This is a genomic window from Leptospira licerasiae serovar Varillal str. VAR 010, from assembly GCF_000244755.1.
GTDB lineage: Bacteria > Spirochaetota > Leptospiria > Leptospirales > Leptospiraceae > Leptospira_B > Leptospira_B licerasiae.
Genome location: NZ_AHOO02000006.1, coordinates 151,467 through 165,681, shown reverse-complemented (window position 1 = coordinate 165,681; position 14,215 = coordinate 151,467). Strand labels below are relative to the sequence as shown.

The window sequence follows — 14,215 nt, the reverse complement described above, 5'->3', positions numbered from 1 at the left end:
TCAGATGATGAAAGAACTAAGAGAAATACTTTCTTCCTTTCCGCCGGGAGAATTCAGATCCGTTTACAAGTCCGTTTTGCCTGATATTGCAAAGGCAGGGTTATTGAATGCCTTAAAAGACGGAGGGTTCAGAGCATTTCACGAAAAGTTAATATTCTTACCCTCTTTTCCCCATGGGATCGGAGTGGGGGTAGGATTGATGGCCCAGACCAATGTGGCCGGAAAGATCCTCAAATTAGTGATCGGTTCCGAAGAAGGAGCCTCTAAAAATGAAGAAGCCAAAAATTTAGCGTTAGAACTACAGGATCGATTAGTAAACGGTTTTGGAATTTTGGGACTGGGAGTAAGCGAACCAGGATGGATGGGAAAGCTCACCAATCTCAAATCTACTGCAAAAATACTCCCAAACGGAGAAATAGAATTAAATTTTCATAAAGGATTCGTGACCAACGGAGCGGACGCGGAAGGTTACTTAGTAGTAGCCAAGGAAGAAGATCTGAATCGTTTCGGTGTATTTTTTATTCCAAGAGATTTCCCTGGTTTAAAAATCGAAGAAGTGTATCTGGACGTAGCTAGAGAAGCGACTCATTGTAAGATCACCGGTGAAAATTTCAAACTGCCTTCTCATTATCATTTTATAGAGGATTATTCCAAATTAGGTTCTGATATACATCTTTCCGAAATGTTGTCTGCCGCAGTTCTATTTTGTGGGGCCATCCGTAAAATAGTTTCAGACTTAAGCCAAGGAAGCGAATCCAGGGAAAGATTTGCAGTTTTAGGAAAACTCTGGGACTTAAGTGGGCTTCTATACGGAAAATGCCTGGAACTTTCTGATAAGAAAGACAAGGATCCGAACTATAAAATAGAAGAGGACCATCCGTATGGGTATGAAGCGATCCTAGATGAATGTATATCTATTTTAGAATCCATTCCGAATTTTGAATATAAAAAAGAATATCCTGATCTGGGATTATTCTGCACAATCCATCCGGCGAGAAGTCCTGTTTATATCAAGAATAGGTTAAAACAATCCAAAAGTTGGAGAAAGTTCGGCAAAGAAACGATGTAGGAGATCCTACACGTTACACGCAATACCCTTGCGCAAATTTTCAGTGATGGTGCGCTGGATGATCGTGAGTATGGTGATGATGTCCCCATTCTTCCGAATCTATTTCATGTAGTGTTTTCGCAATAATTCCGTCAATTACATGGGTGGTGGAAGCGTCTTCTAATTGCAGATAGATCTGCTCGAACTTCCATTCTCCTCTCAAAAGTTCATAAGCTTCCTTCAGGATTTTTTTAGGATCCGAGTCCTTAACGATCTGAACCCTGAAAGCGCAAGCGTGGATCCCTTTAGTTAGGGTCCAGGTATGAGCAGAAAGAAGAGATTCGACCCCTTTGATATGCAATAGATCCTTTCTCAAATGGTCCCATTCATCAAAAGTGGGAGAGGATTCCAGAAGGATCAAAAGACTTTCCTTTAAGATGATAACTGCCGCTCTTAATATAAAAATAGAAAGAACCAAACTAATTAGCGGATCTATCCAACTCCAAGCAAATATGCGGATCAGGATTGCGCCTACTAAAACGGCAACCGTACCGAATAGATCGTTCAGAACATGAAGGTAAGCTGTTCTAAGATTAATATTATCTGCGGAAATCCTTTTTAATAACCAGACGGAGATCAGATTTAGACCGATCGTTCCTAAACTGAAAACCAACATGGAGTCAGTACCAATTTCTTCCTGATGACGAAATCTTTGGACGGCTTCGTATATGATAAAAACTGAAATCCCAGAGATCAGAATGGAATTTAAGAATGCTGCAAAAACTTCTACCCTAAAGAATCCGAAGTTCATTTTTGCATTCGGTTTTTTGTCTGAGACTAAAACCGCAAATATACTTAACAAAAATGCGAACGAGTCCGAGATCACATGTCCTGCATCCGCAAGAAGCGCCAAACTTTTGCTTTGAGCGGAACCGAATATTTCCCAGGAGAAGGTCATGATTGAAAGAAAGAACGCGAAAACTAAACTACGTAATGCGTCCTTTCTTATGGGACGAAGGATCGCCTGTCTCCCAAAAGGTTCGAAATTAGAAGATGAGTGAAGATTTTTTTCCAAAGTCGAAAGAAGCCTTAGTGACTCTTGCCGCTTTGTGGTTCTAAAACGATATCCACTCTTCTATTCAAGGAACGATTTTCAGGAGTATCGTTTGAAACGATAGGTTGGTGTTCTCCATAACCTGCTACAGAGAAGTTCCTTGCATCCAGATTTTTGCTCTCTAATAAGAAGCGAACTACAGAAAGAGCTCTCTCAGTAGACAACTGCCAGTTATCGTTAAATTTTTTAGTCCGTATTGGAATATTATCCGTATGACCTTCTACAATGATGAGGTTTCCCGGATACTTGACCAAAATTTCCTTAATTTTATCCAATGCGGGAAAGATCTGTTTTTTCAGGTCCGCGGAACCGGAATCGAAAGAGATCTGATCGTCTATATTGATGACTAGTCTATTATGAAAACGTTTTACTCGGATCTGTCCTTTCGCGATCTCTCCGGAAAGTTTGGATTCTAATTCGTTTGCCTGCTCTGCCAAACGATTTAATTCTCTTTTTTGATCCTCGTTTAAGTTCTTGAGCTTGGAAAGATTATCCTCTAATTCTCTGATCCTAGCTTCCAGACCGGCAATTTTGGATTCGTATTCTCTTTTGAGCTCATCCATTTTACGGATACAGTTCAATCTTTCTTTTTCCAACTCGGACTTTAATTCGGAGATCAGTTCCTGGTATTTTTTGGACTGCTTTTCATTCTCTTCGATCAGCTCTTTTTCTTTATTTCCGCTCTTTGTTTTTAGAAGTGCGATCTGATTTTCAAGGGCACGGATCAGCTCCGCCGCAAGCTCCTTGTCCTTTTCTCGGAAGGACTTTTCGCCCGCGAGTTGCTCTTCTAAATTCTGGATCCTGGCATCCAGGCTTAGTTTTTCCTTTTTAGCGTTTTCGGTCTCGTTTCTGTAACGAAGTCTAAGCGAATCTAATTCGATCCTGAGAGTCGCGTTCTCATTATATAGTTTATTGTATTCCCAAGGGAAATAAAATGCGTCCGAGAATATCGGTAGGGAAAAGAAGAATAGAAGAACGGTAATAAGTCGGAAAAGAAAAGGTTTCATAGTCAAATCAGGAAAACTAGGTTCTATTCTAAGGCTACAAGTCCCCAGTCAAATGAAAAACTCTTGTACTAAAAATCAGGAAATTCATTGAACCGATAAATTCCATCAGGATTCTGTCATAGGGGGAAGTACGCAAAAATGGACGAAACAAATAGCACTAAGGAAACTTCTTCCCTGAAGGCAAATCCACAATCTGCGGATTGGATGGGGTCTTTTCTCGAAAAGATAGAAAATAAGGACAATAAGTTCCTACTCGCTTTCACTTCTTCCAATCACCCGGCGGATATTGCCGAAGTTCTGGAAAAGCTGGATATTGACGAAGCATTCTACGTATTTAAGCTCTGCGATTCCGAACAGCAGTCCGAGATCTTAGTCGAGTTTGACGAGGATTTGCAGGCGGATTTGATCTCTCGCCTGAATATGAAGGAGATCTCTCCTATCGTCGAAAATCTAGAACCTGACGATGTTACTAATCTGATCTCCGAGATCCCTAAGCATAAGGCCGAGGAAATCCTGAATTCCTTGGATCGGGAAGATTCGTCTCAGATCCGAAAACAACTGAATTTTAGGGAATACACTGCTGGTCGTTTGATGACGACCGAGTTTGCCTCTGCCTATGAGACAGACACTGTCAGAAAAGCGATCATCAAATTGAGAAGGGTCGCTAAAGAGACGGATGATATCTATCTTTTATACGTTACCGATGCGGAGAATCACCTAAAAGGATTTATCAGACTCAAAGACCTATTTCTTGCTCCGCTGAATCAAAAGGCGAGTAAACTCGTAAAAGAGGAAGTGTTCTCCATTCACTACGATACCGATCAGGAAGAAGTAGCTAGAATTTTCCGAAAATACGACTTAGTTTCGGCTGCAGTTGTAGACGATCTGGATCGGATTATCGGCAGGATCACTGTAGACGATATCTTGGATATCGTTCAGGAAGAAGCTTCTGAGGACATCTTGAGGATGGGGGGAGTTTCAGAAGAGGAAAGATTGAACACCTCTATCTGGGATTCTATCCGAAGAAGATTAACCTGGCTTGTGATCAATTTGGGAACTGCAGTGGTGGCTGCTTCTACAGTTGCGTTATTCCAAGATACGATCCAATCTTTCGTATTGCTTGCGAGTCTTATGCCGATCGTTGCTGGCATGGGGGGAAATGCGGGTACCCAATCCATCACAGTGGTGGTCCGAAATATCGCCACCGGCGATTTAAGCCAGTCAAACTGGACTGTAGGTTTCAGGAAAGAAGGTATCATAGGCATAATTAATGGGCTTACGATCGGAGCGATCACAGGACTTGCCGTATTTTTTTATACGGGAAAACTTGCACTTGCGATTGTTATCTTTTTTGCAATGTTAGCGAATCTAATCGTTGCAGCTATCGTAGGAGCTTGTATCCCTATGTTACTAAAGGTGCTTGGGATAGATCCTGCAATTGCGTCTTCCATATTTGTAACAACTACCACGGACGTGTTCGGCTTTTTCTGTTTCCTAGGGCTTGCCACACTGTTCTTGCAATATTTGGTATAGTTGGAACATTTCGGATAAAATTATAAATTTCCTTGGGTAGGAGAGGCCAATGTTTCGTGTTTCGGTTTTCCGAACTTTTTTAGCCGTTTTTGCGGTTCTATATTGTTTATCATTTATTTCTTGTATTAGTACAGGAGGAACTACCTCCCAAACACCGGAGACTCCTAAAGGAGAAGTCCTACCTAATCCGGCTGGAGAAAATGAAGATGTCATCGACGAAAATGGAAACTCAGTGAAGATCACAACTACAGATCCTGTTTCTTTCCAGAGTCAGTCTAAAGACAGCGCCGAATATTTCAGAGTACATATCACTAGCGACTCTTATCAGGTCCGTCAGATCAGAGGATCAAAATACATCCGCAGAAAAGTGGATAAAGGCGGGGATGCGCTTATCAGCGAAGAATTAGTAAAGTATAATAGGATCAATTTTAACGACGACGGAATTATCTTAGTGATCTTAAACGGAAATACCGGCGCTGTCGAAACAATCCGCTTTAATACTAGAGTTCCTAGGATCAATAACCTTGCTAAGATTATCCAGAATGATGTGACTCGATGGTCCATGGAACATTCGGAAGAGAAGCCTGTAGTGACTAAGTATCAAATTCATTACACAATCAAACTAGAAAATAAATCAAATACAACCAGAGATACAGTTAAGGAAGAGCTCCGCGGCGAGGTAAAGAAGAGGTAATTTTTTCTTTACAATCCGCACACCGGTGGGTACACTCGTTTTCAACTTGAAAGCAGAAGAAACGGTTTGAATCTCTAAATCACTTCTGTTAGTAAGTTGGAAGCGAGTGTATCCGAGAGGGACTTCTTCCTCTTTTCCTACTTCCTCAACCACTCCGATCTTCTCTCTCCACTTAGCAACTAACGCATCAAGTCCAAATACTTTTAAGTTTCTGTAGAAGCAGAACTCATTCAGATATAGTTGGGAGTATTCTGGGCGTATGTATACGTAGGAGGAGAACGCCTGTTTGGCTATGTTTCGAGAAATAAGGGCATATAAAGAGTTTAGATCCGAATATTAAAACCATTTTTTTGTCAGCCACCTCGATAATTTTGAGTTTAGAGAAGAGTTCCCTTGCTTGCAAAGTAAGGAATAGATTATATTAGGGTTTTATACTACATGAGATTGTCCAGGTCGACATTTTTTGCGCATACGATCTTAGTAGATATTCATAATCTAAACGGTTGCCTGTATCGCCATAGACAACCATCGATTACCGATGGAATTAACGCCACGATAGGTAATCAATCTTAAATTACGAATTGCCTATTGGAGAATCCGGACCAAATTAAATTAGAAGAATTGAAATTCAGGCAAACTATCTACGAGCAGGTTATACATCTGTAATAGCAATGTTCAAAAAACGTTACTATGGGTTTGCGAAGAGATAACTAAAGAAAAATTGGTGAGTTTTGTTGAAGAAAGTTTAATATTTTCTAATAAACAATTTTAACTGTAATTATGACCAGTACCTATTTAAAAGGTTCCCTTAGGTGATAGGTTTTTCATAAAAAATAAATTTGTAGCAAATGCTCCAGTTACTAGATTTATTCCATATTTATAAAATTTTTTGACATATTTGACTCTGATTTGGGTATTAGATATCGGAGCTAATAACGTAAGTCGTTTATTAAAAAGTCTTACGTTATTGACTCAAGTTCCTTGAGGGATAAATATGCGACTTAATAAAAAAATTTCAATCGCTGTCATCATAGCTACGTCATCTTTCTTTCTAATCGCCTGGAATCCTTTAAAACCAATTTTAAACTATTTTACATCTGTATTTTCCAGTGGAGAGACAAGTATTCCACTTCCTTTGCCGAATATCCAAATTGGGATAACAGGTAAGCCAAGTTTTTCTCTGAGTATCCAAGTTCCGCCGGGAGCAGGAGATTTAGTTCCTTCTATTACAATAGATTATACTGGAGGAAATACTCAGTCTATCTTGGGAAGCGGCTGGAATTTAGGAGGATTTCCTAGAATTTTAAAAAATCCTAATTTAGGAGTCCACTTTGGGACAACCGACGGTTATAGCTCCAGTGTTTTGGGAGAATTGGTTGAGACAAGCACGAGCGGTGTGTACCGATCCAAGATGGAATCTTTCTATAAGATTAAATTGGATGGAAACGTTTGGGTTTTCCAAGATAAATCTGGAATTACTTATGAGTATGGAAGAAACGATAGCAGCGGTTCGGAATCCATTGTTCTAAGTAACAGCGTAACGATTACTTCCTATTTAGATAAGGTCAGGGACTCTTTTGGTAACGGGTATGATATCGTATATAACTCGGATTCAGCTATTTCAGATGAGCCTCTTCCCAAAGAAATCAAATATGCCAGAGGAAATGGGAGGATAGTTTTTTCTTATAAGGATCGTTCAAGTGATTTTCGGGAGCAGATTTTTTATCTTACAAAAGCTGTTTTTAGAAAAAAGCTTTTAGATAAAATAGATGTGTATGCCAAAGATTCGAGTGGTTCGGAACAGCTAATTGAAACATATAATTTTAGTTATGAGATTACTGATCTGGGACCTATTTTATCTTCTTATGAAAGAGAGAATTATAAACCAATTAATTTCTCCTATTTAGAAAGATCAACTCAGGCCGATCTATTTAATTCGAACGGAAAGAACTATAATGTTTCTTACCAAGCAATCAATCCAAATGTTCAATCTAGCTGCGCTGCTACACAATCTGCTTGTTTATGTTCTGCTAGTGCTGCTTGCATGGCAGCAACAGTAGGCGCAGCTGGAATTTTATGTGCGCAAGGGATCGCTTCTTTTCAAGATGTTTGCACTAACGGGGTTACTTCTACATTCGTTACTCCCGCCGATACAGATGGAGATGGCATTCCTGAATTAGTAAAAGTAACAGGAACTATGACTAATCAGAAGTTTTCAATCTCCAAGCTGTCTGATTGGGAAAATGTCAATAGCAGTCCAATTTCTGCCAATACCAATACTATCGGGAGTCACATAGGAATTACTAGTATAGGAAGAATATTGCCTGGAGATTTTAACGGCGACGGAAAGAGCGATTTTTTAATTCTGAAAAATAACGGAGAGGCTTTAAAAGTTTATTACGGGCCAGATTTTATTTCAGCGTCTTACTCAAATGTGTCTGCTCAAAATCTAGGATCTTCAAATTCCAAGCATTTTATAACTGATGTGAATGGAGATGGAAAAACTGATTTTATCCAAGTAGATAAAAATAACGATTTCCTAGTATATGCTTCGACAGGATCAGGATTTCAAAAAATCCAAACGTTAACTATTTCTACGTATGGAACTTCCTTCCATCAGTTTGTAGATTTAGATCGAAATGGTGTACCGGATTTCATACGAATTAACGATTCAAATTCTCAAGAGCTAATTGTAACGTTTCTGGATTTTAAGAATGGACTACTTCAAGAAATAGAAACAAATAAAATTACTCGGCCCGATTTTGGCAAATATGGAGATCAATTCCTTTCAGATTTAAATGGAGATGGATATTTAGACTTTGCTTTTTTCTCAATGCCTGGAAGCCAGGGGAGTATATCGTATTATCCATTTACAGGAAGAATTTTCCAAACAAATGGAGCAAGTCCTCTTCAAACTATAAATGTTAATGGAGCATTTGCTAATAAAGAGCCTGGTTCAAGCACTAGTAAAGTTTATGTGGAAGTAGATCTTTCTGGAGATGGAGTAAAAGACAGAATTTCTTATGATAACACAGATATTTTCAATCCGTTTTTTAACGTGGAAATTTATGATTTGACGAATTCCAAATATTTAACGGCTTTCAAATTGTATTGGAACCAGGACGTTTCCAAAGATTTAAATGGAGATAGTGTTTTAGACACTCTCAGAGCTGATGTAACAAGCGAACAGCGGACCGATTCGAACGGATTAATAACAACCGTTAATACATCTAAATTCATAGTTACCATTGCTAATGCAAGTCCCTACGATGTAGCTATAGACTTGGATTCTTATATACCTTCTACTTCCAGCAGTGGTGATTCGAGTTCTATTTCTTACTTTAATTGGATGAACAGAAAAGATTTTATAGATCTTAATGGAGATGGTAAAGCTGATTTCTTGAGATATGATGCATCTAATGGCGTTTTGGCAGTTTCGTATGCCAGATTAGATTCGAATGGTTATATAACATATTCTCTAGATGGCGAAGATAGTTGGACAACAGGTGGATATTTTCAAGCGTTAGATACAAATGGTGACGGGAAGCCTGAATTTTTAGGACTAAAGGGGAATAAAGTCAATTTTCAGACTTCGGTTACAAGTAGTGCTCCAGGAATACTAACTACTGCTTGGCGTAGTTTTCCATACGAATCTAATTTAGAACTACATTATATTAGATTTAACCAAGCCCTTCCAAGTGGGCTCCTTTCAAAAATTGAAAATGGAGCTTATTCTTCGCAGGGAAATTTAGAATTAAATTTAGAATACCAACTTGCGAAAAACCATCCCGGAGCAATCCAACCAAATTTGTATAACTCTGCAAGTCCTCAATTTGTTCCCTTTGGAGGTGCAGATTATCTAACTACGAAATTAGTTCAGAAAACGGGAAATACCATTTTAAGCTCAGGAAGTTATACTTACTCTTTTGCTAGATTTTATTTGGGAGGTTTTCGAAATTCTTCGTATATCGGCTTTCAGAAAATGACTCAAAACGATTCCATTTTGAATCAAACAATTAAAGTCGAATACAATCCAAGTTTCATAGAGATGTCTGGAAAGCCTACATATCAGCGAATCGAGACAAACGGTATTCCTATTTCGGAATCTACGTGGAGTTACAATAAATCTATATCAAACTTTGGTAGCATTCTTGTTTTATCTGGTGACGCTTCCGAGGTAAAATATCAGGGTGGAAATGCTCTTTCTTCCTCATTAATTTCGAAAACTTATGATTCGTATGGAAACGTTTTAAATAAAGTAACTTCCATTAATGGTACATTATTAGCAGAAAAGACAACGTATTTGAATGATTGGAGCCAAAGTATAATAGGAAAACCGATTGAGATTCAGGTATTGAAAGATGGAGAATTACTATCTGACAAAAAACTTAATTATTCAGGACGATCCTTATCTGAAGTTCACGAGTTAATTTCCGAAGGAGTATGGCGGAGTCAGTTTATTCAAGCTTACGATGAATATGGAAATCCTACCTCGGTTTTAGACTCTAATGGAAACACAAACTCCATAGAATATGATTCTGTAGTACATAAATATCCACTTAAAACTACTAATTCGTTAGGACATATCTCTTTAAAACAATATGATTTAACGACCGGATTAGAACTTTCGACAACAAATTCTAATGGAGGAGTTTCGAAAACTGACTATGATACTTTTGGTCGTGCTGTTTTGAGTTACTTACCGGGGGAGTCAGATTGGTCGGAAAAAGTGGAATATGAAAATACGGGAGATTTGGAAAATAAACTTGTACGAAAATCTTTTCGAAGAAATGGCGGTAGTAGCTGGGAGGAAGAGTCTAGTAATTTAATTTCCGGGGTATCAAAGAAACGGAGCAGTTTAGTAAATGGTTATGTTCTTGTGGAAGAAGTGTATTACAACCCCAAGGGACTAACGTTGAAGAAGGTAGACTCCTATTTGGAAGGATCGACACCATTCTCTTGGACGAATTATACTTACGATGCAGAAGGAAATCTAATTCTTTCGGAAAGAAATGACGGTCATTCTACTTCTATCTCGATCAATGGGTGGACCGCTACGACGAAAGAATTTAATAATGGGAATGCTATTCGAGAAAATATCGAAATCAAAAATGTTTTTGGACAGACGATATCCGTAACTCAGCAAGGAAAAACAATTCAATATAAATATGCATCAAACGGTAAAATTTCTCAACTCATAGATTCGGAGAATGGAATTACGTACATTCAGAACGATTTTGCAGGAAGACAGACGAAAGTTATTAGCCCGAATTCTGGTACGACCCAATTCGTATACGATTCGAATTCTGGAAATCTTAATAAACAGAGATTGGCCAGTGGCTCGGAAATTCAATACTCGTATGATGTCTTAGGAAGAGTATTGCAAGCGACTGGAGTAGGTCCTCAAGGAGAAACTGTTAATCAGATTTTCGAGTATGATAGCGCATCAGTTTCAAACGGAATAGGTCGCCTAACGAAAGTTACTGATTCTTTAGGAACAACTGAATTTGAATATGATATACGAGGAAACCAGATAGTAATTAAAAAGAATCTTGTTGATGAAAATTTAACACTTATCGTCAAAAGGAAATACAACTTACAAGGTCAGGTTGAAGAAATTACCTATCCGGATGGGAGCGTCGCTAAGAACCTATATTCCGAAGCCGGTTACCTTTCAGCAGTAACCTTGGACCCGGCCGACGGAAGCGGTACCGATTTTCCTGTCGTGCAATATGCTGGACCTATTGTAGAAAATGGTCTCTTGAAAATCCAAAGAATATTGGGAAATGGTGTAAATACGAATATCTATTATGATCCAGTTAAGAAAAATCTGGTCCGTATTCAAACAAGCAAAGATTCAAGTTCCTATCAAGATTTAAATTATACCTATGACAATTATGGTAACCATTCTTCAATAACCGATAGTTTAACTCCTACTCGGTCTCAAAGTTTCACTTATGATTCATTAAACCGCCTTACATCTGCAGTGGGTATTTATGGAATAGAAGAATATCAATACTCTGATTCTGGTAAATTACTGAAAAAAGGTAACTCGACTTATTCTTATTTAGATTCTTCTCATAAGAATGCAGTTACAGATGTATCTGGGGATTCGATTTCTTATCATTATACATATGATAGTGCTGGAAACGTTCTTAGTAAGAATGATGAAGAGTTTGCTTATAATCCTTTCCAAAAATTAGAACGAATAAACACCTCTAATGGAGAAACGATTAAATTTGATTACGATTTCACCGGGACACGTATTCGAAAAACAAGAAGCAGCGACGGAACAAAAACGATTACTTTAGGCGGTCTATACGAGGTAGTTTTAGCATCTGCAAAACCTCCACAGCATACATTATATTTTCGGGGAAATTCGGGAGATTTAGTTGGGCAATGGTCCAGACAAAATCCTGATCTAATTTCCTACGGAAATCAAGAACTCTTAGCTTCTTCAGGTATAGGAGCCACATGGAATACCTACTTATGGCAATCTAAAGATCTTACAATTCGAGGCATTAAGTATCTGCTTTTTGTTCCTGGAGCAAATATCGTGTTCTTGTACGTCACAATATTTTTGGGTGTTGGGTTTGCTTTACTTTCTTTTGGAGATGGACTTTGGAGGTTAACTATAAAATTCGTAATACCATTAATGCTCGTCTCGTTTTCAAATTGTTCTATTACTTTGCCCGGTAGTAGTGGCAATGCTCCTTGGACAATATTACCTTTTATAGAATCAGGAACAACAGGTGTTGGAAGTCCTTACGAACCCGGATCGGGCGCGGGAATGCCAGTAGCGGGATTTCTCTTTTTACATCCGGATCATTTAGGATCGATCGTAATGGCGACAGATGGATTAGGAAATAGAGTAACTGGGGGAGAGCAATCCGGAGCTTCGAATGTAAGTTATAAGCCATACGGAGAAATTCAAAGAGAAGATTCTTTTGGACCTGATGTTTTTAGATATAAATACACTGCCCAAGAAGAGGATAGAGAAACTGGACTCTATTATTATAAAGCGAGGTATTACGATCCGATAATAGGTCGCTTCTTACAAGCTGACTCTCTAATTGATAGCAGTCGACCGATGGGAATGGATCTTTATATGTATACGGAAGGAAACCCGATAAGTTATACAGATCCTAGCGGTCATAGCGTCTTTAGTAGCTGGTTAAGTAAAAACGGTCTCGGTTTTTTAAACTTTCAGCTAACATTGACCAATGCGTTACTTATATTAAACCCGGTAGGGATGTTGGCAAGTGCGATTGCAGTTGGCATGGCAGGAGCATCCGTGATAGCAATAGCCGGTGCAACGGCTCTAGGTTTAGGAATCGCCGCCTCTGTTATCGTTGGATCTACTATCGTTATGGGTTCGGCTGCATTGGCAATTATAAGTGTAGGATCTGCAGTCATTGGAGGTTCAGCAGTAATGATGGGCTTGTCAGCCGCTGCAATTGTTGGAGCGGCTGGCCTAGCAATCGGGGCGAGTGCGTTGGGATTCATCTCAGGTATTGCGGCAGCCGCTGTAATAGCAGGAGTTAGCGTAGTACTAATGGCCGGTGCTGTGGCTATGACGGCTGCAGGTGCCGCAATAATAGTTGGGTTAGCGGCGATAGCTGTTGCAGCGGTTTTGGTCTTTACTGCAGTAGTTTTAGCGATTGCCGCGGCTTTAGTCGCTATCGCTGTAATTCCTATTCTGGCTGCGACAGCATTAGCAGTTGGAGGTGCAGCGGTCATAGTCGGTGGGATGGCTATAGGTTCAATTCTTTCATTCTGGACTTTACAAGCTTACGTTGCAGGTGGGTTTAGTAAATCGAGCTTTAATAATATTCATTGGAATGAAAGAAGCGCCAGACAAGGTGCTTGTTATGCAGCTGCTGGGCAATTTGGAGGAATGCTGGCAGGAGCAGGTATTGTCGGTTATCCGATCGCAAGTGGAGCTATACCTTGGCTGGAGCCCGCATTGACTGGTTTAGGTTATGGGATGACATTAAGGAGCGCAATCATGGAAGATTGGAAATCGTTTGGAGCTGCAATGGTCGGATTTGCAATAAAAGCCTACAAGGACGTAACAATTCCTGTGGGATTAATTTTAGATTATGCAGAAGGTACTAGTAGAACTTGCGGAGGAATCGAGTGAATAATTGCAGATTTCTATTATTTTTACAAATTGCAGTTACTTTACTTAGTTGTATATCCTCTGGCGGTATTGCAGGACCTGGAAGAAGTTTTCCTATAGAAAATCAGAAAAATACTTTTTTAATTCTCAAAATAGAAGATTATGCTAAATCCGCTTTGGCTGATCAAAGCCAAATTAATAAAAATAGTCGCTCTTTCTTTTTTTACATACGATCAAAGGATTCTGATGCGACAGGCTGGGCCAAAGGCCTTTCATATCCAGTGAACCCTTCCCATGAATACTTTAGAAATAAAAACGATGGACTTTATAAAAACATAGTTTGGCAATTTTTTTCTAGTTTTAGAAGGGAGGAATTTTTATTTGGCTGTGAATATCAAATCCCTATGCCATCCGGAGTAAACGAGTTTACATTTATGATATTCGATTATGATAATAGAAAAAGAGGATATATACAGAAAAGTTTAGATTTACCTGAAAATCATTCTGTTAGAGTAAAAGTTTTTGTAGGTGAAGACCAACCTTCGGAAAATCTTCGAAAGCTAAAAGATTCTCAGAATTGGCCTTCATCTTACCGGTTCTTGGGTGAGCAAATAATTAATTTGGACTTTCAAATTGAAAAAACCTTTCAAGGAGAAGAAGACTCCTCTTGTTCTCAACATAAAGAATGATGGAAGAA

Annotated in this window: 7 protein-coding genes; 5 read left to right on the top strand and 2 right to left on the bottom strand. The window is 39.0% G+C overall.

Features of this window, described 5'->3' with window-relative positions; genetic code table 11:
• Positions 1-4: 4 nt before the first annotated feature.
• Positions 5-1,069, top strand: a complete 1,065-nt coding sequence (locus LEP1GSC185_RS09005; protein WP_008591112.1) for an acyl-CoA dehydrogenase family protein — start codon at positions 5-7, stop codon at positions 1,067-1,069.
• A gap of 40 nt (positions 1,070-1,109) precedes the next feature.
• Here LEP1GSC185_RS09005 and LEP1GSC185_RS09000 read toward each other — a convergent pair whose 3' ends face one another.
• Positions 1,110-2,123: a cation diffusion facilitator family transporter gene (locus tag LEP1GSC185_RS09000; RefSeq protein WP_008591395.1), complete on the bottom strand. Its 1,014-nt coding sequence runs from the start codon at positions 2,121-2,123 to the stop codon at positions 1,110-1,112.
• Between the two features lie 14 nt (positions 2,124-2,137).
• On the bottom strand, positions 2,138-3,169 hold the full coding sequence (locus tag LEP1GSC185_RS08995; RefSeq protein ID WP_008590203.1) for an OmpA/MotB family protein: 1,032 nt from the start codon (positions 3,167-3,169) through the stop codon (positions 2,138-2,140).
• Between the two features lie 138 nt (positions 3,170-3,307).
• On the opposite strand from LEP1GSC185_RS08995, the gene mgtE reads away from it, so the two are divergent.
• The 4 genes from mgtE to LEP1GSC185_RS08975 all read left to right on the top strand — a co-directional run bounded on the left by mgtE (position 3,308) and on the right by LEP1GSC185_RS08975 (position 14,207).
• Positions 3,308-4,702 carry a magnesium transporter gene (gene mgtE, locus LEP1GSC185_RS08990; RefSeq protein ID WP_008591050.1) on the top strand — a complete coding sequence of 465 codons (1,395 nt, stop codon included), beginning with the start codon at positions 3,308-3,310 and terminating at the stop codon, positions 4,700-4,702.
• Between the two features lie 49 nt (positions 4,703-4,751).
• Complete coding sequence (locus LEP1GSC185_RS08985; protein WP_008589476.1) at positions 4,752-5,396, top strand: LA_2219 family laminin/E-cadherin/plasminogen-binding protein; 645 nt, start codon at positions 4,752-4,754, stop codon at positions 5,394-5,396.
• A gap of 994 nt (positions 5,397-6,390) precedes the next feature.
• Positions 6,391-13,539, top strand: coding sequence for an RHS repeat-associated core domain-containing protein (locus LEP1GSC185_RS08980; protein ID WP_008591628.1), 7,149 nt, complete (start codon positions 6,391-6,393; stop codon positions 13,537-13,539).
• The gene (locus LEP1GSC185_RS08975; protein ID WP_008590504.1) at positions 13,536-14,207 is read left to right on the top strand and encodes a hypothetical protein; all 672 of its coding nucleotides are present in this window, start codon (positions 13,536-13,538) and stop codon (positions 14,205-14,207) included. The genes LEP1GSC185_RS08980 and LEP1GSC185_RS08975 overlap by 4 nt, the downstream gene beginning before the upstream one ends.
• Positions 14,208-14,215 lie beyond the last annotated feature (8 nt).